The organism is Alicyclobacillus hesperidum subsp. aegles (assembly GCF_027923525.1).
GTDB lineage: Bacteria > Bacillota > Bacilli > Alicyclobacillales > Alicyclobacillaceae > Alicyclobacillus > Alicyclobacillus aegles.
The window spans coordinates 194,410-213,791 of the sequence record NZ_BSBJ01000009.1; the positions used below are offsets into that span (position 1 = coordinate 194,410).

Sequence of the window (19,382 nt, forward strand, 5' to 3'; positions counted from 1 at the left end):
TGAGCTGAGGTGAATGACGGAAAGGAGGCGGTACCCATGACGGCAATCGGAGTGATTGCAATTGCAGTCGTGGTCTTTGCGATCCTGTTGTGCGCTTGGCCACTTGGCAGATACATCTTTCGAACGTTTGCAGGGGAACGGACATGGGTAGATCCAGTTGTCAGACCTATTGAACACGCGTTATTCAGATTGATTGGCGTGAACCCGGACGTAGACATGGACTGGAAGGCATACCTTCGGGCGATGATGGCCTCAAACTTGATTATGGCACTTTTTGCGTACGGTGTGTTTCGGTTGCAGAACTTCTTACCACTGAACCCGGCGCACATTCCAGCTATGCCTCCGTATCTGGCGTTTAACACGGCGGCAAGCTTTATTACGAATACAAATTGGCAGAATTACGCAGGCGAACAATCGTTGTCGTACCTTGGGCAGATGATTGGTATCACATTCCTACAGTTTACTTCAGCGGCAACGGGACTTGTGGCAGCGATGGCGTTTTTGCGTGGAATGAGTAGACAGAAGACAAATTCGCTCGGGAATTTTTGGGTTGATCTCGTCAAGGCACATACACGACTTCTTTTGCCACTGGCCCTGATTTTCGCCATCTTGTTAATGGCGCTAGGGGTTCCCGAGACGTTATCAGGACCGGCAGTCGTACACACATTGGCAGGCAGCATGCAAACCATCGCACGTGGGCCCGTGGCAACACTTGAGGCAATCAAACAGCTTGGGACGAACGGTGGAGGGTTCTTCAATGCCAACTCGGCGCACCCATTCGAGGATCCAAATGTATGGACATGTATTCTTGAAATCATTGCCATGGGTTTGACCCCGACGGCACTCGTTTTTACTGCTGGCCACTTCCTGCATAGTCGTCGTATTGCAATTGTACTATGTACGTTGCTCAGTGCCATTCTTCTCATCGGTGCTTATGTCGTGTACGCGTATGAGGCGGCAGGGAATCCCATTCTCGCGCACGCCTTAGGGGTCCATGGTCCTAACATGGAAGGAAAAGAAGTTCGCTTTGGGTTGCCATTGACCAGCCTCTTTGTAGCGAGTACCACCGCCTTCACAACGGGAGCTGTGAACGCGATGCACGATAGCCTGATGCCAGTAAGTGGCATGGTCCCACTATTATTTATGATGTTCAACCTGATTTTCGGCGGCAAGGGTGTTGGCTTGCTCAACATTTTGATGTTTCTTATCATCTCGGTTTTTATCTCGGGACTTATGGTGGGTCGTACGCCAGAGATTTTCGGGAAAAAAATTGAAGCACGCGAAGTGAAGCTCGCTACGGCAGCTATGCTTGTGCACCCGTTTGTCATTCTCGTTCCTACAGCTATTGCTATGGCACTTCCATCAGCACGAGCTTCGATGACCAACCCAGGCCTGCACGGTTTCTCAGAGATTCTGTATGCTTTCACATCGGCTGCAGCCAACAACGGCTCTGCATTCGCAGGGTTAAATGGCAATACGCCGTTTTACAACATTGCCTTGGGCTTGGTGATGCTATTTGGCCGTTATGTGTCCATTATTGCCATGCTCGCGATTGCAGGGGCGCTTGCAACCAAGGCGCGTATTCCGGAGACTTCCGGGACGCTCAAGGTGGATACATTCGCTTTTGGCTATGTGTTCGTTGCCGTATTTATTATCGTCGGTGCACTGACGTTTTTCCCATATCTCGCTCTTGGCCCCATCGGCGAACAATTGCAGCTCGCGTGAAAGGAGAGTTCTCATGGCACGCTCAGGTATGTTTGAACGCGCGTTGTTGTTACGCGCTTGCGCCGAATCTCTCGCGAAGATGGATCCTCGCGTGCTCGTTCGCAATCCAGTCATGTTTGTAGTCGAGATCGGTATGGTTGTAACACTCGCACTGACCGTAGATCCACGACTGTTTGGTTCGTCTGTTCATCCTGGTGGCGTTGGTAATGCGCGGCTCTACGATCTCACCGTCACTCTTATTCTCTTGATCACTATTCTTTTCGGAAACTTTGCAGAGGCCCTGGCTGAAGGCAGAGGTAAGGCACAGGCAGAGGCTTTGCGTCGTACAAAGACGGAACTCATGGCGGTTGTTCAACGCGGGGATGTATATCAGGAGATTCCGGCTTCCGCTCTGCGCAAAGGTGACGTGGTAAAGGTTGTGGCTGGGGAGCTTATCCCAGCCGACGGCGATGTGATTGAAGGGATGGGGAGTGTCGACGAATCTGCCATCACAGGTGAATCTGCGCCGGTGATTCGTGGTGCAGGGGGAGATTTCAGTTCGGTCACCGGTGGTACAAAGCTTTTATCGGACGAGCTCATCATCAGGGTTAGTGCCAATCCAGGAGAGACATTTCTCGACCGGATGATTTCACTTGTAGAAGGTGCATCACGTCAGAAGACGCCAAACGAAATTGCGTTATCCGTATTACTTGCTGGGTTGACACTTATTTTCCTAATCGTGATCGACTGCCTGCCGCCCATCGCACGCGCACTTGGTGCCCATATGGACGTAGCGACGTTGGTGGCGCTACTCGTGTGCTTGATTCCCACTACCATTGGTGCACTGTTATCCGCCATTGGTATTGCGGGCATGGACCGTGTGATTCGGTTTAATGTGATTGCCAAGTCAGGTAAGGCCGTCGAAGCAGCAGGTGATGTGAATACACTCATTCTCGACAAAACAGGTACTATCACCATTGGTAATCGGATGGCGGCTGCGTTTTTACCGGTTCAAGGACAAACGAACCGCACTTTGGCGGAAAGCGCCGCACTTTGCTCACTGTTTGACGAGACACCGGAAGGGCGTTCCGTCGTCGAATTGGCTCAAAGTGTAGGTGTGACATTTCGGCGTGAGGAGTATTCAAACACACGCAACGTTGAGTTTTCAGCCGACACGCGCATGTCCGGTCTCGATTTGACGAATGGTACAAGGCTGCGGAAGGGTGCGGCAGATGCCGTGAAGCGGTACGTAATTGAACAGGGAGGAGATATTCCTCGTGATCTCGATGAGATTGTCGAAAGGGTGGCCAAAGAAGGTGGAACGCCGCTTGTTGTCGTGGAAAATGACAAAATTCAAGGCGTGATTTACCTAAAAGATATTGTCAAACCAGGAATTCGTGAGCGGTTTAAGGAACTGCGCGAAATGGGTATTCGCACCGTGATGTGCACTGGCGATAATCCATTGACTGCGGCGACAATTGCACGTGAGGCAGGAGTGGATGAATTCGTAGCTGAGGCGAAACCTGAGGACAAGATGCGCTTAATCCGCCGTGAGCAGGAGCAGGGTAGATTAGTAGCAATGTCTGGAGATGGCACGAACGACGCCCCGGCACTTGCGCAGGCTGATGTCGGACTCGCGATGCAAAGTGGGACGCAGGCGGCGAAGGAAGCAGCAAACATGGTCGATCTCGACTCGGATCCTACAAAACTCATCGAGATAGTATCAATTGGAAAGCAGCTTCTTATCACGCGTGGGGCCATTACCACATTTTCTATCGCAAATGATGTGGCAAAGTATTTCGCCATCATACCAGCGATGTTTACAAGCTTTATTCCGGCGCTTGGTGTGCTGAATGTGATGCATCTGTCGAGTCCGAAGAGTGCAATTCTATCGGCTCTTATCTTCAATGCCATAATTATTCCACTGCTCATTCCGCTTGCCATGCGGGGGGTAAAGTACCGTCCAACGAGTGCAATGAGCCTGTTGATGCGAAATCTTGTTTTGTACGGTTTAGGTGGCGTACTGGCTCCGTTTGTCGGTATCAAAATCATTGACATGATTCTCTCAGCTTGCGGTATGGCTTGAAGGGAGTGGGTTAGTGTGATTAATGTGTTGCGCAGTTTGCGTTTTACTGTAGTGTTCGCGGCATTACTGGGGATTGTGTACCCGTTTGTCGGTGTGGTAGTCGGTCGTATCGCTTTTCCTTGGCAATCGCAAGGGAGTCTTGTGCAAGTAAATGGTCGCGTGGTTGGATCGGAGCTTATTGCCGAGGCATTCCCGCAACCGATGTGGTTTCAGGCGCGTCCATCAGCTGTTAATTACAATGCAAGCGGATCGGGGGGATCGAATCTTGGCCCGACAAATCCGGAACTTGTAAAGGAGGTATCGAAGAATCTGAGGACGGTATTAAAACAAAACCCAAGCTTATCCGTTGCAGAGATACCTACGAGTATGGTTGAGTCCTCGGGCTCGGGCCTGGATCCGGATATCACTCTCAAGGATGCGTATGACCAGATTCCGCGAATCAGCGATGCAACCGGCCTGTCGCAAGCGTGGTTAAAGACGCTCGTTCAACGCAAGGCGTCCGCTCCGGCACTTGGTCTGTTCGGTGAGCCTATGGTGAACGTAATAGAACTAAACTTATCGATTTGGGGGGCTTTGCACACTGGAAAACAGGCGGGGAGCGGGAAATGACAGAAGAGTTTCGCGGAGCCAGCGGTATAGGCGGGGGGATGGCTCGCCGTGGTCGTTTGCGTGTGTTTATTGGGGCAGCACCAGGGGTGGGTAAGACTTACACAATGCTAAACGAAGCACATCGGATGTTTCGAGAAGGCACAGACGTCGTAGTTGGATTCGTGGAAACTCACGGACGCAAAGAGACGGAGAGATTACTCCAAGGACTAGAAGTCATACCGCCGGCGATGTTGCAAGTTGGTCACGCGACGTTTAAAGAGCCGGATCTACACGCCATTTTGCTACGAAATCCGGACGTCTGCTTAATTGACGAGTTGGCTCACACGAATCCCCCAGGCGCGCGCCACAGGAAACGGTTTGAGGACGTGATTTATCTGCTACAACATGGGATCTCGGTGATGACGGCGGTGAATGTGCAGCATCTCGAATCGGTCCGGAACAAAGTGCAGAGAGAATTGGGATTGCGAGTCCGCGAAGTGGTACCAGATTGGTTCTTCCGCGAGGCGGATGAGGTCACAGTAATAGATGTTACGCCAGAGACGTTGCGCCAACGCTTGAGAGATGGCGAGATCTACCCTCTCGATAAGCTAGATACGGCGCTGAATCACTTTTTTCGATTGGATCGCTTGGCATGGTTGCGCCAAATGTCACTTCGGGCTGTGGCGGACGACGTCGAGGAACGTCTGGAGAATTCGTACGAACGTAAGACTATTCCTGGACCGGTTGGGGCGAAAGAGGTGGTCGTGGTGTGCGTCAGTCATCTGGGACGTGCCGAAGCACTCATCGAACGTGGAAGGCGGATGGCTTTACGCATGAAGGGGGATCTCTATGTGGTCTACGCTGCAGAAACGGACGAGGACCGAATGACGGAGAAAGCCCGAGCCGAAGTAGAGGCGTTGCGTCGATTGGCTGAATTGCATGGAGCGGAATGGGTGCTTGAGCCAAAGCGGGATCGGCCAGTAGGAGAGGTTATTCTGCAGGTGGCGAGGCGTTTAAACGCCACGCAGGTCGTGTTGGGACAGCCTCACAAGGGTGCGTCTGCACGTCGGCTTATGAGTTGGCAACATCCAGTTCAGTACTTGCTCCGTCGGCTGAAGTACGTCGACTTACGTATTGTTGGTTGGCAACAGTTATCTCCCGAGGCGATTTTGCAACGGAATTTGGCAAGCGAGCGTGTTGTACGGGAGCGCAAGCTTCCAGGCAAGTTGATCATCCATGTCGGTGCTGCACCGGGGGTTGGCAAGACGTATCGCATGTTGCGAGACGCCCACGATTGGAGGGCACGAGGTGTTGATGTTGTTATTGGCCATATTGAGACGCATGGCCGGAAGGAGACAGAGGAGCAGATTGGTGATTTAGAGCGCATACCGAAGCGGTTAATTGAGTACAGTGGAAGGGTGTATGAAGAGCCGGATCTTGCATCGATTTTAGCACGGCGGCCACAGATTGTGCTAATGGATGAATTAGCGCATACAAACGCTCCGGGAAGTGTCTTTAAGAAAAGGTACCAGGATATCCTGTATTTATTAGAGAACGGCATTGATGTCGCAACAGCCGTAAATGTGCAACATATTGAGAGTCTAAAGGATCGTATTGAGCATATCACCGGCGTAACGGTACGGGAGCGAGTGCCGGATTGGTTTGTGAAACTTGCATCGGAATTGAAGCTCATTGATATCAGTCCCGAAACGCTCATAGAACGGTTGCGAGAAGGCAAAATCTATCCTTCTGACAAGGTTGAGCGTGCGCTTAACCATTTCTTTCAGCCGGCACATTTAGCGGCGCTGCGCGAAATCGCCTTGCGCGAGGTTGCCGACGTTGTCGATGGCCCGCTCACTTCTCCGCCACAGGCGGATCCTGAGCGTATATTGGTGTGTGTGAATTATCGTCCTCATTCCGAGGCGCTTGTTCGGCGTGGCTGGCGCATTGCTGATCGCCTTCAAGCGCAACTCTACGTATTGACGGTGCAAACTGAATTTCCCCTGTCAAGTCAGAATGAGCGCGATTTTGCCGCAGTGCGGGAGCTTGCTGAGCAGTTTGGTGCAACATTTCTAATTCGTCCTGCTCTGAATAAGTCGGTAGGGCAGGTCATTGTCGAAACAGCGACAAGCGGGCAAATTTCGCAGATTGTCATGGGGCAGTCAATAAATCGGGGGGGAGGTTTGCTTTTTACGCATCGACCCATTGCCTATGTCCTTAATCGGGCAGCATTCGTCGACCTGCATATCGTCGCTTACGCGGATCGAGCGTCCTCGTCTTAGGACAGTGGTGGGGAATGGAACCGGTGAAATCGCATAATTCGCATATCAAATTCAGATTTTATGTACCATAAAACCCCATTTCACCCCCAAGATTCACTGATGACTTCCCGTTGATTAGACCAATCCTAGAGCCGCCCCAGAGTTTGCGCGAAGTAGGGGCGGCTTAGTCATTCATGCCCTTTCCCTCCAGTATCTTATCTACATACTTCTCAATTCTAGAGGTGCGCGTCTTCGACTGTTTGGGTTGTGCAAAATAGAGCAGATACGCACGTTGGCGACCTGGGGTCAGGTTCCCAAAGGCATCTTTCAGTTCAGGACACTCCTCAAACTTGGCTTGGAGTTCCTCTGGGATTGGGAAGTCCTCGGTTTTCTTGCGCTCGACTTGAAGACCAGCCTTCTCCACTTCGATAGCTCTTTGAATATAATCTTTGAGCACGTCTTCCATGGCCCTGATATCTTGAGTGGTCGTAAAACGAACTTGTCGTGTCGATTGTACGTTTTCGGTTTGCTGCACGAGAATCTGATTGGGATCAGGCAGTAGCGCTCCTTTAAAAAACAAAAACGCGCAATACTCTTTAAACCCATGCATGAGCACGATGTTCTTTCCTTGTTTGGTATAGCAAGGCCAGCCCCATTTGAGTTCTTCGGATAGATCACAATCTAGGGCGATGGATCGCATTGCGGTGAACTCTTCTTTCCAGGTCGTCAGCCTTTGAAAAAAGGAGTCTACCTTCGGATTGGTTATGCGTTGGTCCGTCATGAATTCTCCTTCTCGGTAAGGGACATCTTGAGTGAGTTCATTATACTGAAAGGATGCTTATCGGGGAAGCGAATGACATCGCTGTGGGAGAACGAAGGCTGTCTGCTTTGTTTGATACAGACAGCCTGGGTACAGGTGAGAGTGGGCACTGTACTTCAAGAGGTTATAGCATGGTGTTTAAACCGTCATTTTGAGTACGCTGCTTAAAGTGTTCTGAGTAATGCTTTTGCTGTTTGCTGAACCCAGTCGGTTGTAACGACATCATCTGTGTTCAGTCTCTCGACCTTGGCACTTGTCATATCGACATACAGATGTTCCCCAATCAAGCGCGCTTGTTCGTCGTACGGCCAGATAAAGGCTTGCTTGGTTGTATAGTGATAAAAGGCATCGGGATCTTCTGTTTGCACGCCGAAGTCGCGTAGAATGTGACCCGTCGCAATGAAGTGGAATGTTAACTCATCCGCAAGTCCCCAGTCGGCAACTGCGATTTGATCGTCGGAGTTCCACATGACGAACTGTTGCGCACTCGTATAGAAATCGACAATAGCTTGCTTGCCTCGTAAAACGATGGGAGTGCCCCAGTTGATCCGATATACAGGTTCCTCGACCATCATATCAGGTGCGACAATTTGCTCAAATTCACCCGCCATTTCCAAGTAAACATGACGTCGATAGTTTTCAAGAATTCTGCGATGATGCGCGTGTTGCACGGTTTGCAGTAGATTGGTGACTGGATTCATCGCCTCGATAATCTGCTGTTGAAATATCTCGCAGAGCCCCATGATTCATTCCTCCAAACGCGCTGGTGGGCAGAGTTCAATTGCTTGATAGAGGCATATGCATGGCGTTGATTTGCAATGCTTGGAAGTAAGGGACAGGTTTGACGCTGCCCACAACTGGAGGGTGTCGCCAATGACTCCGAGGAAAAGTTTACGATGCAAAATTGGACATACTACACTCCAGATCCAAACGAAAAGGAGTTTATTCACTGGTGCCTTCCTTTGCCGATATCGAAACGACCCGCACAGCCTTATCCCATTTGCTGTACGAGTACTGGGTGAGCCATGAACTGTTTCGCTGGCAATGGTGGCTGTCCGTTGCATTATTGTTTGTACCATGGCTGGTATGGATCCGTTTTATGGATCCCCGTCGTTTGTTTGAGATGCTCGTATACGCCTCTTGCATTGGTGTTGTCGCCAGCATTCTGGACGTGATCGGCACCAACTTGGTGCTCTGGGGATATCGACAGCGGCTTGTCTGGTTTATGTATCCTCCTCTGCTGCCCATCGACTTGTCCATTATTCCGGTCACGTTCACGCTTGTATATCAGTTGTGCCCGACCTGGCCGAAATTTGTGGCTGTTGTCGCCATCATGGGAATTCTGGCTTCGTCGGTCGAACCTCTGTTTACATGGCTGGATATGTATCAGGCGTACCACTGGAGTCCGCTGTATTCCATTCCCATCTACATCCTATTGGCCAGCGGCGCAAAGTGGGGCGTGCAGAGATTGCTCTCCATTGAGGCAAAATCGCGGGGGAGGTAGCCAGATCGGCAATAAGACGACCACATAGGTGATGGCGGCTTGCCTGGGTGATATGGTTCAATGGGATCTGGGCAGCAGCATGCGGTGAGCGTATCACAAGGCTGCACGCTCGAAGAGGAGTCCGAGGAGGCAAGCCATGATTCAAGGAATCGGGCATGTGGCGTTAACGGTTGAAGATATGGAGGCATCGTTGCGCTTTTATTGCGATGTTCTCGGTTGCCATCGGGCATTTGACATCCATCGTGAAGATGGAACGCCATGGATTGTCTATTTGCGCTGTCCCGATGGGCGTTTCATCGAGTTATTTTATGGCGGTTCGGTGAAAACGCATTCGTCGCCGGATCGCATCGGGTTTGCACACCTTTGCTTTGAAGTCGACGATATCCAGCAAGTTGCCGAGGCCCTGCGTGACAAAGGTGCACCCCTAGACGTCGCGCCCAAACAAGGCCTGGACAAGAACTGGCAATGTTGGTCGCACGATCCGGACGGTAATCCAATTGAATTCATGCAACTGGATCCGGCATCCCCGCAGGCGGCTGCTCGAGCAGCTTTGGCAGGTGAGGCCCGCGTATGAAACCTTGTCTACATCCGTCGCTCGTCGACACAAACGAGTTGGAGGCCTATTTGGATCTCGCGGTACAGTGCGGTTATGAATGGGTGGACGTTCCACTCCATTGGCTTCACCAGGAAGTCGAGAAGACCAGTTCTTCCCGTGTCGAAGCGATGTTTCAATCGCGTCGCCTAACGCTTGCAAGCTTTGGCTTGCCGGTCGATCTGTACGCCGATGAGACCGACTATGTGCGCGATCTCGCTCTGCTGCCGGAACGGGTGGCTTTTGCCGTGGGCCTTGGCGCCGTTCGCTGCACCACATTTCTGTGGCCATCGATCGACGAGCGACCCGTCCCGTATGCTTCGCGCTTGGCTCGTCGCCTGCGCCAGTGCGCCGTCGCCTTGATGCCGCATGGGGTGCGTCTGGGCTTGGAATATGTCGGTCCGCATCATTTGCGGAATCGCGCGTATCCCTTTGTCCAGAATCTCGCGGAACTCGCTATATTTTTAGAAGCTGTCGGTGCTCCCAATGTCGGCTTTTTGATCGACAGTTTCCACTGGTACACCGCCGAAGAGTCGACGGACGATCTCGCTGCTCTAAAACCGGAACAGATTGTGCATGTGCATGTAAACGATGCGATCGAAGAGCCATCACTGGCGCATGATCAGCGGCGGTGCCTGCCGGGAGACGGGAGAATTCCACTCGCTCCGTTCCTGCGAGCGCTTTATGAAGCCGGCTATCGCGGACCGGTATCAACCGAAGTGTTGCATCAGGAGCCACTTGCCGGATCGAATGAAGAACGGGCACAGGCTGCGTTTGAACGCCTGACGCAGATGATTGCAAATGTGAAAGGGGATTGTTAAGTTGGCTGAAATCGGACTGCAACTGTACACATTGCGCGACTTGCTCGCATCGGACTTTGCGGGCACGCTGAAAAAGGTTCGCGATATCGGTTATCGCGTAGTTGAACTCCACACCTACGGCGGCTATACGCCTGCCAAACTGCGTGAGTTGCTCGATGATCTGGGCATTCGTGCTGTGTCTTGCCATGTTCCGCTTGTCCGCTTGGAAAGCGAGTTGGACAAGGTGGTCGAGGAAGCAAAGCAGATAGGGCTCGATTATGTCGTTTGCCCGTGGTTGCCTCCGGAGCGCCGACAAACGAAGGCGGATTACGACCAATTATTTGACATTTTGCGTCGCGCAGCGTCGACGCTGCATGAGGCAGGACTTCGTCTGGCTTACCATAACCACGATTTTGAGTTTCAGGTATTCGACGGCTCAACCGCGCTCGATACCCTGTTAAGTGGGCTTGCCGAAGATGGGGTACAGATGGAACTGGACGTCTACTGGGCACATCGTGCGGGATATAACCCGGTCGAATATCTGCAGCGTTATCGTGGACGCGCCGATTTGTTACACATGAAGGACGCCGACGGTGAAACGGGCGCGTTTGCAGAAGTCGGATCGGGCGTGCTCGACTGGTCTGCCATCATCGCAGCGGCCGAAGCGGCAGGTGTTCGCTATTATATCGTCGAACAAGATGTGTGTCCGGGGGATCCGCTTGCAGCCATTCAATCGTCCCTGGCGTTTTTACAGTCGCGCGTGAAAGCGTAACCACTTGATGTAGTTTCCTGCATGAAGGAGGATTCGTATGAAACTTGGCGTTTTTACCGTACTGTTTGGCAATATGTCGTTTTCTGAGATGCTTGATCACGTTGCCAAGGCCGGTGTCGATACGGTCGAGATCGGGACAGGCGGCTATCCGGGCGGTGCACATTGCGATCGCGCAGGGCTGCTCGCCAGCCCCGACAAGCGCAAGGCGTTCCTGGACGAGATTTCATCGCGGGGACTTTCCATCAGCGCGCTTAGCTGTCACTGCAATCCTCTGCACCCGGACGCGACGAAGCGGGAACTGGCACAGCGCGAGCTGCGGGAGACCATTGAACTGGCTGCACTGCTTGGCGTCGACACGGTGAACACCTTCTCGGGTTGCCCGGGTGAGTCGGAACACTCGCAAAATCCTGTGTGGGTCACCTGCCCGTGGCCGGAGGAGTTTTCTCAGGTACTAGACTGGCAGTGGAACGAAAAGGTCATTCCGTACTGGACCGAGATGAATACCTTTCTGAAAGAGCGCGGTGTGCGCGTCGCGATCGAAGCGCATCCAGGTTTTGTGGTCTATAACGCGGAGACGATGATTCGGTTGCGGCAGGCTTGCGGTGAGCAGATTGGCGTGAACTTTGACCCGAGCCACATGTTTTGGCAAGGCATTGACCCTGTTGAGGCGATTCATGCCCTTGCTCAACATAACGCCATTTTCCACGTGCACGCCAAGGATACTGGTTTCAATCGTCACAACGTCGCCGTCAACGGGGTACTGGATACCAAGCCGTACGCCAAAGAGAAGGAGCGTTCCTGGATCTTCCGCACGGTGGGCTATGGTCACGACAGCCAGACCTGGGTGGACATCATCAGTGCCTTGCAACTCGCGGGTTATGAAGGCGCTGTCTCCATTGAACATGAGGACAGCCTGATGTCGATTGAAGAGGGGTTCCAGAAGGCGGTCGACTTTTTAAAGCCGCTGATCATTCGCGAAAAATTGCAACAGATGTGGTGGGCATAAGGAGGAGCGTCAGATGGCGGACACATTGCGCGTAGGTATTGTGGGTGCCGGTGGGATCGCACAACAGGTGCACATTCCGAACTACCTGAAGTGCGGAGATAAAGTTGAAATTGTAGCGATTTGCGACGTCGCATTCGAGAAAGCCCAGGAAGCCGCAGAAAAATTTTCGATCCCGAACGTGTACCACACGGTCGATGAGATGCTGGCAGGGACCAAGCTCGATGTCGTGAGCGTGTGCACACCGAACAAGTTCCACAAAGATGCGTCGATCGCGGCCCTGAATGCAGGATGCCACGTCTTGTGTGAAAAGCCACCGGCGATGACGGTGGAAGAGGCTCAGGAGATGGCAGATGCCGCGAAGCGGGCCGGGAAATTTCTCTCGTATGGATTTCACTACCGCCATTCGAAAGAAGTCGATACTTTAAAGCGCTTTATCGATGCAGGAGAGCTTGGCGACATCTACGCGGCGACAGCCATCGCGATGCGCCGGCGCGGCATTCCGGGGTGGGGTGTGTTTACCAACAAGGCACTGCAAGGCGGCGGTCCACTCATCGACATCGGTTGCCATATGCTCGATGCGGCGCTGTTCTTGATGGGCTATCCAGAACCGACGATGGTCTTTGGCGCGACATATCAGAAGCTGGGTACGCGCAAGGGCGTTGGCTTGCTTGGCGACTGGGACTATGAAAACTTTACGGTCGAGGACATGGCGCGCGGTTTCGTCCAGTTTGCCAACGGCGCGACGCTCGTCCTGGAGTCGGCGTTTGCAGCCAATGTCAAAATCCGTGACGAGATGAACGTCAAGCTGATGGGTGACGCAGGCGGAGCCAACGTCTTCCCACTGGAGATTTATCAGGAAAAGCACGGTGCGCTCATCGATGTCAGCCCAGCATTCCTTCCGGATATTTCGCCTTATGAGCGCGAGATCAAACGGTTCGTCGACGCATGTTTGGGTGGCGAACCGCCGCTTTCGACGCCGGAACAGGGCGTGAAACTGCAGCGGATTCTCAATGGTCTGTATCGATCCGCTGAACTCGGAGAAGCCGTGCGGCTGTAAGTCGGCCCAGGGGTATTGAAGGAGGATCGGCATGTCGAAACGGGCACTGAGAATCGGCATGATTGGCTATCAGTTTATGGGGAAGGCACACAGCCACGCGTTTCGCGATCTCGATTTTTTCTTCGATTTGCCTGTGACACCTGTGTTACAGGCAATCGCGGGCCGCAATGAAGAGGCGGTTCGCCAAGCGGCAGAGCAATATGGCTTTGCCTCTTACGATACGGACTGGCGTCGGCTCATTGAGCGCGACGACATCGACGTGATCGACATCGTGACGCCCAACGTCGCCCATGCCGAGATGGCGATTGCGGCGGCGCAGGCAGGCAAGCATGTGATTTGTGAGAAGCCTTTGGCGATGACCGTCGAGGAAGCGGTGCGTATGCGTGAAGCCGTTGAAAAAAGCGGTGTACGCGCGTTGCTGTGTCACAATTATCGCTACGCCCCAGCGGTGCAGTTGGCGAAACGGCTCATCGACGATGGCCGACTTGGCAGAATTTATCACTTCCGGGCTCAGTATTTGCAGGATTGGATCATGGATCCGAACTTCCCCCTCGTGTGGCGCTTGCGCAAAGAAGTCACAGGGTCTGGGGCGCTTGGCGATATCGGCGCACATATTCTCGATCTTGCGCGGTTTTTAGTCGGGGAAGTACGCGATCTCGCGGCGACCATGGAGACTTTCATCAAAGAGCGGCCGCTCGGCGAGATGGCTGGCGGCTTGGAGGCACGTGCGGATCGCTCGCAGACGGGAAACGTGGATGTCGACGATGCGGTCGCATTTCTGACGCATTTTGACAACGGCGCGCTAGGTGTGTTCGAGGCGACGCGTTTTGCGGCAGGTAACCGTAATGGCAATCGCTTCGAAATCAACGGTGAGCGCGGATCCCTGCGTTGGGATTTGGAAAATATGAATCTTTTGCACGTGTATTTGGAGGACGACGAACCTGGATTGCAGGGCTTCCGGACCATCAATTGCACGGAGCCAGTACATCCGTTTGCAGACAAATATTGGCCCGCTGGCCACATTATTGGCTACGAACACACCTTTATGAACCTGTTTGCGACCTTCTTTAAGAGTTTGGTGGATGGTTCGCCGTGCAAGCCAGATTTTGAAGACGGCGTTCGTAACCAATGTATTCTGCATACGGTGGAGCGATCCGCCGCAACAAAACAGTGGGAAACGGTCGAGTATCGGTGATGTTCCTGAGTCGACGGTTGTCGCTCGGATAGGAACAGGCTTGGCATGATGTGGTGCGTCCTCCGGCATCGCGCCTCTGAGGCAAGTGGACGTTAAAAAGGGTCAATCGACACACGTCGATTGACCCTTTTAAAGCAGACCATGCTTGATATGAATTTTGTCCGTGAGCTGTTCGCCCTTTGCCATGAGCGTGCGGGAAACGTGCGAAATGCGATGCCACGTGATGGCAAAACCGATGGCGCGGCTGTATTTACCGTGATCTCCCGTGATGCTTAAAAAGCTCATCAATAAAAGCGCCGCCGACAGTGTCAACGCCGTGAGATGTCTACGTCGGGCATACCTGACCGCGCGAGTCCGGATGTCGGCCCGCGAGGGATTGGGGAATGGTATGACTTCAGCCAATTTCCGCTGCTGTTGAGCATGCAATTCCGCTTCCGACCGAGGCTCGAACATATCAATCAATTCGCGGTATTCCAGTACGTCGCGCTGGCAAGTGTGACAGTGGCCGAGATGACGCTCAAACCGCTTCTTCAGAAGTTCATCTGACAATTCTCCCAACGCATAATCGACACACAGCGAACAGATGGATGGGTTGTCCAACCGATTCCCACCTTTTTCAAAATGTGTACAACGTCCCGATACTGCCATTGGTCTCAGTAAACCACGAAATGCGCTTGTTGAGAAGCCCCTTTCTTCACCTTGAGGGAAGGTGTAGAGTGGCATTGAGAAAAGTATATGTGGGGGGATGTATGTGGTTCGTATACTTTCGACGAAACCGCTTCGCGCTGCCGAACGAGCCAGGCTGGCCACCGTGGGCGAGGTCGTTGCTTGGGAAGGCGAAGGACCGCTTGCTAAATCGTTCTTATTTGACGCCATTGCCAACGCGGATGCGCTGCTTACCAGTGGCACGCGCGTCGATGAGACCTTGCTTTCGGCAGCCCCGCGTCTACGCGTTGTAAGCACCTCTTCGGTCGGATACGACCACTTTGACATCCCAGCCATGCGCAAGCACCGCGTGCTTGGAGCCCACACGCCTGGCGTCCTCGATGAAACGGTGGCCGATCTCGCTTTTGCTCTGATGCTTGCGACCGCTCGCAGAGTGGTTGAACTTGATGCCTATGTACGGCAGGGCCACTGGCAGCGCGGAGACGACGAAGTGTTGTACGGCGTCGATGTGCACCACAGGACCTTGGGGATTGTGGGGATGGGGCGGATTGGGCATGCCGTAGCGCGCCGGGCGCGCCTCGGATTTGGCATGAATGTGCTCTACAACAGTCGCTCTCGCCATGAAAGCGTGGAGCAGGAATTACAGGCCGTGTACCTCGACTTACCGGATCTGCTCGCGGCATCTGACTTTGTCGTGCTTCTTACGCCGCTCACGAAAGAGACGGTCGGTTTGATGAACCGCCAGATGTTCGCCAAGATGCAGCCTTCGGCCATCTTCATCAACATTTCTCGCGGTAAAACCGTCGATGAGACAGCGTTATATGAGGCGCTCACGAGCGGCGGCATCCGCGCCGCAGGACTCGATGTTTTCGAGCAGGAGCCTGTGCCACATGATCACCCACTTCTCAAGCTGCCTAACGTCGTCGCATTGCCACATATCGGTTCGGCGACGCATGCGACGCGGGACGCGATGCGTCAACTGGCTATCGACAACCTGATTGCCGTGATCGAAGGACGCATTCAGGACGCCAAAATTGTGCCTGAGCTTCAGGATCTCGCAAAGGAGTTGTCGCAGTCGTGTGGCCAGTGAAGTTTAAACCCGTGCCAATGCCGCGTATCTGGGGCGGGCACGCGCTGAAATCGACGTTTGGGGTGCAGGTGGACGAACCTATTGGGGAGTACTGGGTGCTGTCTGGTCATCCCAACGGCATGAGCGTCGTCGCGGATGGCCCGCTTGCAGGGCGAACGCTTGCGGAGTTGACCGAGGAGCATCCAGGTGCGTACTTGGGACGCTCCCCGCAAGGGCGCTTTCCACTCCTTATCAAGTATCTGGAGGCCGAGAGCGATTTGTCTGTGCAGATCCATCCCGATGATGCGTATGCCAGGGAGCACGAGGGGGATTTCGGGAAGACAGAGGCTTGGTACGTTCTTGATGCTAAATCGGATGGAAAGGTGAATTACGGACACACCTTCCCTGATCGCGAAACCTATCTGCGAGCGGTTGCAGAAGGCCAGGTGCGCGACTACCTGAACTACCTACCGATTCAGAAGGGGGATTTAGTGTTTGTCCCGGCGCGCACGTTACACGCGCTTTTGGCTGGCACAAAGGTCCTCGAGATTCAGCAGACGTCGGACGTCACGTACCGCGTGTATGATTGGGATCGGGTGGACGCAAGCGGGAAGCCGCGCGAGTTACACGTCGACAAGGCGGCCGACGTGCTGGTCTACGGTGAACCCGCGCAGCCCATGGACCAACCACGGATCTTGCACGAAGAAGTGGACTTTGCGCTGACCCGATTGGCGGAATGTCCTTACTTCACGATTGATCGCGTCCTGCTACGCGGACGTTCTGCGGGAGTTACGCACGGCGTGCCTGGGAATCCGGACGTCGTGATCGCGGTCGAGGGGAAGGGAGAACTCCGCTTTGACCCAGGGGATGGTACGGAACGTGCGATGTCTCTTGTCCCAGGGGATACAGTGTTGATTCCGTCTGACCTGCAAGGGTATACATTAGCTTGTACCGGAGATTTCCTTGCGATCCGCACGTTTTATGGTTCGCCAGGACGGCCGTAACGAACGCGTTCGTATCGTTGCAACAGATCGGCGTCGGTCGTCTGTTGCTCGTCCGTGGGGAGGCGCATAGCAAACGCTCGCGGCGTCTCCTCTCGTCCGATGGTATGTCCGTGAGCGTGCCAGGTTCGTAAACGCGCCTGGTACGCTTTACGCGTTGGATCCCCTGTTGCCTGCAAGCGAAATGCCTCGCTTGCCGAGCGGCGGACAATCGTGATCGCAACGGCGGTGGGCTCGTTCACATCACTTGCCAGTCGCCTTTGCTGGCGCAAAAGCCACAGTATGGCAATCGCCACGCAAATCGCGACTGCGCTCCAAAGCAGCCACGAAGTACCGCCGGTCCATGCGTGTACAGGCGGCAGCCGCTGCGGCAGATGGCTGTGCAACGGGGGCTTGGGCGTGACTTGTGAACTGCGGCCAGCGAGGTGCAAACGGCTGACAAAGTGCATAAGTAAGGAAGCCAACCCGAGCATGCCGAGCGCGATGGCCAATCCTGTCAGCAGATAGCGGACGATGGGGCGCAGATGCTTGAGCGCGCGCGGGAGTTCGGCCAGCCCCAGCGGCGCGTAGAGGATCGCACGTTGGGACAGTTTCGTCGCCTCCACCTGTGCTCGGCGAATGATCATCATCTGGGCGATGACCAGGCCCATGGTGAAGATGAAGGTAAATCCGACCGCGCCGGCATTGCGTGCCGCTGGATCGCGCGCCTGAACAAGTGCGTAGAAAACCGCTCCAAATGCCGCGATGCCTGTTATCCATCGCAAATTGCGGGCACCCGCGTGCACGGCGTCTCCCTCGAACATATAAGTCATATTGAGGCCACTTGCGAGCAGGGCGGAGACGATAATCGCCGCCATCCATCCCGTGCCCGCACGCGTCGGGACGACAAGTGCGACGCAAAGGGCAGTGGCTGTGGCGAGTCCCACAAGTAAGCTCACCGGCGGCCGCAGTCTGTGCATCAGACGAGCTGTCGTCAGACTTGCGGTCGTACAGGCAAGCCATGCGAAGACAAGTGCGAGCGTCGCCGATTTGTGGTCCCAGGCCAGTGTCGCCGCGAGTAGCGTTCCGGCACATCCATGGAGCAGGCTCACAGAGACGCGCAGGCCACGCGAAACATGCGGCCAGGGCAAGTAGCCTCCTTCGCCTAGATTTACGACCTGACCCATTTGCGCATTGTTCACTCTCCACTCACCTCTTCCCTTTCTTCAGTGCCTGACGGTTGTTCCCATCGCGCTCGGACGATCTCGATGCGCTTGCCTTGCCTACGCAACAGCTCGAGAAGATGACCGTGGACGGGCGATTCGTAAGCGCTTAAAACGAGTATGTGATCTGGCAGATCCGCTCGTCGCGAAGCCAGGGCGCGCAACAGCTCACCAAAGTCCGCCGCTGCAAGGGGTTGCGCATGTGCCAGCAGCGATGCAATGCGAACGGTCGGCATGGTGTCGATGACGAGGCGCGTGCGTGCGCCACAAGCTGCGTTCGTGGCAAACAGGATGCGTCCCCCTGCGCGATCCGTTTCACGGGCGGCGTGCAGTGCGTAACCGCAGAGCGGCTCAAATGCGTCGCTGTCGGCACCTATCCAAAACGGATCACCCGTTTGGGCATTTAGCAGGATGGCGATGCTGGGCTCGGTCGAACTAAAGTATTGTTTTGCAACAAGTTGGCCGAGTCGAGCGCTGGCGCGCCAGTGGATGGCGTGTGCAGGATCGCGATACTCGTACGGGCGGACGCCTTTGATAAGCGTCTCATCGGGAAATAACGGACGTTCAAGCGGGTGTCTGCCGTGAATCGCGATTGGCGGTCGCAGGCCTGGCATTGGCAACGGGTTGGGCCGTACGGCGATGCGTACGGGCTCTGGCATGTTGATATAAACCTTGGAAATCCCAAAACCTTCGTGCATGTGCACGGCGACGTCGGCGACGGTCGCGGGGCCTCGCCGCAACCCGTATACCGTGATGGTCATGTCCACCCGGCTGCGCGAGAGGATATACGTCCCAAAGGTCATACGACTTCGTTCTCCGGTTTCGTCAAACGACAGTTGCGGTGGCAATGTGACGCATATTTCCGCAAACGGAATGGGTAAAAACGAACGATTGACCAGTTTAATCTGCAACTGCACAGGCTCGCCGATATCACATTCATGTCGGTCACATGCGAGCGCAGTGGTCACTTTGCCTTCTACACCGGCCGTGAAGGCGCGCGGCCATGCCCATACAGCCAGGATAAGCAGTATGGGAATCCACAACAGTGCAAGCATCGGT

General features: G+C 54.2%; 18 protein-coding genes. 13 read left to right on the plus strand and 5 right to left on the minus strand.

Features of this window, described 5'->3' with window-relative positions; genetic code table 11:
• The first annotated feature begins 36 nt into the window (after positions 1–36).
• The 4 genes from kdpA to QMF38_RS08040 are packed head-to-tail and all read left to right on the plus strand — an operon-like array spanning position 37 to position 6,660.
• Positions 37–1,725: a potassium-transporting ATPase subunit KdpA gene (gene kdpA / locus QMF38_RS08025; protein WP_281759128.1), complete on the plus strand. Its 1,689-nt coding sequence runs from the start codon at positions 37–39 to the stop codon at positions 1,723–1,725.
• Positions 1,726–1,738: 13 nt separating this feature from the next.
• Positions 1,739–3,790: a potassium-transporting ATPase subunit KdpB gene (kdpB, locus tag QMF38_RS08030; protein ID WP_281759129.1), complete on the plus strand. Its 2,052-nt coding sequence runs from the start codon at positions 1,739–1,741 to the stop codon at positions 3,788–3,790.
• A 15-nt stretch (positions 3,791–3,805) separates the two neighbouring features.
• The gene (kdpC, locus tag QMF38_RS08035) at positions 3,806–4,399 is read left to right on the plus strand and encodes a potassium-transporting ATPase subunit KdpC (protein WP_281759130.1); all 594 of its coding nucleotides are present in this window, start codon (positions 3,806–3,808) and stop codon (positions 4,397–4,399) included.
• On the plus strand, positions 4,396–6,660 hold the full coding sequence (locus QMF38_RS08040; RefSeq protein WP_281759131.1) for a universal stress protein: 2,265 nt from the start codon (positions 4,396–4,398) through the stop codon (positions 6,658–6,660). Before kdpC ends, QMF38_RS08040 begins: the two co-directional genes overlap by 4 nt.
• Positions 6,661–6,823: 163 nt before the next feature.
• Here QMF38_RS08040 and QMF38_RS08045 read toward each other — a convergent pair whose 3' ends face one another.
• Both QMF38_RS08045 and QMF38_RS08050 read right to left on the minus strand, forming a co-directional pair.
• The gene (locus tag QMF38_RS08045; protein WP_281759132.1) at positions 6,824–7,420 is read right to left on the minus strand and encodes a YdeI/OmpD-associated family protein; all 597 of its coding nucleotides are present in this window, start codon (positions 7,418–7,420) and stop codon (positions 6,824–6,826) included.
• A gap of 203 nt (positions 7,421–7,623) precedes the next feature.
• Complete coding sequence (locus QMF38_RS08050; protein WP_281759133.1) at positions 7,624–8,202, minus strand: hypothetical protein; 579 nt, start codon at positions 8,200–8,202, stop codon at positions 7,624–7,626.
• A gap of 209 nt (positions 8,203–8,411) precedes the next feature.
• On the opposite strand from QMF38_RS08050, the gene QMF38_RS08055 reads away from it, so the two are divergent.
• From QMF38_RS08055 to QMF38_RS08085, 7 genes are all read left to right on the plus strand, one after another.
• Positions 8,412–8,963 (plus strand): CBO0543 family protein, encoded by a 552-nt coding sequence (locus QMF38_RS08055; protein ID WP_281759134.1) that lies wholly within the window; start codon positions 8,412–8,414, stop codon positions 8,961–8,963.
• 136 nt (positions 8,964–9,099) lie between these two features.
• Positions 9,100–9,537, plus strand: coding sequence for a VOC family protein (locus QMF38_RS08060; protein WP_281759135.1), 438 nt, complete (start codon positions 9,100–9,102; stop codon positions 9,535–9,537).
• Positions 9,534–10,376, plus strand: a complete 843-nt coding sequence (locus QMF38_RS08065) for a sugar phosphate isomerase/epimerase family protein (RefSeq protein WP_281759136.1) — start codon at positions 9,534–9,536, stop codon at positions 10,374–10,376. The genes QMF38_RS08060 and QMF38_RS08065 overlap by 4 nt, the downstream gene beginning before the upstream one ends.
• A gap of 1 nt (position 10,377) precedes the next feature.
• Positions 10,378–11,127 carry a sugar phosphate isomerase/epimerase family protein gene (locus tag QMF38_RS08070; RefSeq protein ID WP_281759137.1) on the plus strand — a complete coding sequence of 250 codons (750 nt, stop codon included), beginning with the start codon at positions 10,378–10,380 and terminating at the stop codon, positions 11,125–11,127.
• 37 nt (positions 11,128–11,164) lie between these two features.
• The gene (locus tag QMF38_RS08075; protein WP_281759138.1) at positions 11,165–12,133 is read left to right on the plus strand and encodes a sugar phosphate isomerase/epimerase family protein; all 969 of its coding nucleotides are present in this window, start codon (positions 11,165–11,167) and stop codon (positions 12,131–12,133) included.
• A gap of 13 nt (positions 12,134–12,146) precedes the next feature.
• Positions 12,147–13,190 (plus strand): Gfo/Idh/MocA family protein, encoded by a 1,044-nt coding sequence (locus QMF38_RS08080; RefSeq protein ID WP_281759139.1) that lies wholly within the window; start codon positions 12,147–12,149, stop codon positions 13,188–13,190.
• Positions 13,191–13,221: 31 nt separating this feature from the next.
• Positions 13,222–14,385 carry a Gfo/Idh/MocA family protein gene (locus QMF38_RS08085; protein WP_281759140.1) on the plus strand — a complete coding sequence of 388 codons (1,164 nt, stop codon included), beginning with the start codon at positions 13,222–13,224 and terminating at the stop codon, positions 14,383–14,385.
• Between the two features lie 129 nt (positions 14,386–14,514).
• Here the strand turns inward: QMF38_RS08085 and QMF38_RS08090 are convergent, their stop codons facing one another.
• On the minus strand, positions 14,515–14,985 hold the full coding sequence (locus QMF38_RS08090) for an anti-sigma factor family protein (protein ID WP_281759141.1): 471 nt from the start codon (positions 14,983–14,985) through the stop codon (positions 14,515–14,517).
• Positions 14,986–15,130: 145 nt separating this feature from the next.
• On the opposite strand from QMF38_RS08090, the gene QMF38_RS08095 reads away from it, so the two are divergent.
• Together QMF38_RS08095 and QMF38_RS08100 are read left to right on the plus strand one after the other, a co-directional pair.
• Positions 15,131–16,141: a 2-hydroxyacid dehydrogenase gene (locus tag QMF38_RS08095; protein ID WP_390854279.1), complete on the plus strand. Its 1,011-nt coding sequence runs from the start codon at positions 15,131–15,133 to the stop codon at positions 16,139–16,141.
• Positions 16,129–17,124: a type I phosphomannose isomerase catalytic subunit gene (locus tag QMF38_RS08100; RefSeq protein ID WP_281759143.1), complete on the plus strand. Its 996-nt coding sequence runs from the start codon at positions 16,129–16,131 to the stop codon at positions 17,122–17,124. Before QMF38_RS08095 ends, QMF38_RS08100 begins: the two co-directional genes overlap by 13 nt.
• Here the strand turns inward: QMF38_RS08100 and QMF38_RS08105 are convergent.
• Positions 17,100–18,302 carry a hypothetical protein gene (locus QMF38_RS08105; protein WP_281759144.1) on the minus strand — a complete coding sequence of 401 codons (1,203 nt, stop codon included), beginning with the start codon at positions 18,300–18,302 and terminating at the stop codon, positions 17,100–17,102. The genes QMF38_RS08100 and QMF38_RS08105 overlap by 25 nt on opposite strands.
• Positions 18,299–19,378: a DUF58 domain-containing protein gene (locus tag QMF38_RS08110; protein ID WP_281759145.1), complete on the minus strand. Its 1,080-nt coding sequence runs from the start codon at positions 19,376–19,378 to the stop codon at positions 18,299–18,301. Before QMF38_RS08110 ends, QMF38_RS08105 begins: the two co-directional genes overlap by 4 nt.
• Positions 19,379–19,382 lie beyond the last annotated feature (4 nt).

Excerpts from the sequence above, each read along its gene's own strand:
- kdpA (WP_281759128.1), top strand. The coding sequence starts at position 37 with ATGACGGCAATCGGAGTGATTGCAATTGCAGTCGTGGTCTTTGCGATC.
- kdpB (WP_281759129.1), top strand. The coding sequence starts at position 1,739 with ATGGCACGCTCAGGTATGTTTGAACGCGCGTTGTTGTTACGCGCTTGC.
- QMF38_RS08040 (WP_281759131.1), top strand. The coding sequence starts at position 4,396 with ATGACAGAAGAGTTTCGCGGAGCCAGCGGTATAGGCGGGGGGATGGCT.
- QMF38_RS08045 (WP_281759132.1), bottom strand. The coding sequence starts at position 7,420 with ATGACGGACCAACGCATAACCAATCCGAAGGTAGACTCCTTTTTTCAA.
- QMF38_RS08050 (WP_281759133.1), bottom strand. The coding sequence starts at position 8,202 with ATGGGGCTCTGCGAGATATTTCAACAGCAGATTATCGAGGCGATGAAT.
- QMF38_RS08060 (WP_281759135.1), top strand. The coding sequence starts at position 9,100 with ATGATTCAAGGAATCGGGCATGTGGCGTTAACGGTTGAAGATATGGAG.
- QMF38_RS08065 (WP_281759136.1), top strand. The coding sequence starts at position 9,534 with ATGAAACCTTGTCTACATCCGTCGCTCGTCGACACAAACGAGTTGGAG.
- QMF38_RS08075 (WP_281759138.1), top strand. The coding sequence starts at position 11,165 with ATGAAACTTGGCGTTTTTACCGTACTGTTTGGCAATATGTCGTTTTCT.
- QMF38_RS08080 (WP_281759139.1), top strand. The coding sequence starts at position 12,147 with ATGGCGGACACATTGCGCGTAGGTATTGTGGGTGCCGGTGGGATCGCA.
- QMF38_RS08085 (WP_281759140.1), top strand. The coding sequence starts at position 13,222 with ATGTCGAAACGGGCACTGAGAATCGGCATGATTGGCTATCAGTTTATG.
- QMF38_RS08095 (WP_390854279.1), top strand. The coding sequence starts at position 15,131 with ATGTATGTGGTTCGTATACTTTCGACGAAACCGCTTCGCGCTGCCGAA.
- QMF38_RS08110 (WP_281759145.1), bottom strand. The coding sequence starts at position 19,378 with ATGCTTGCACTGTTGTGGATTCCCATACTGCTTATCCTGGCTGTATGG.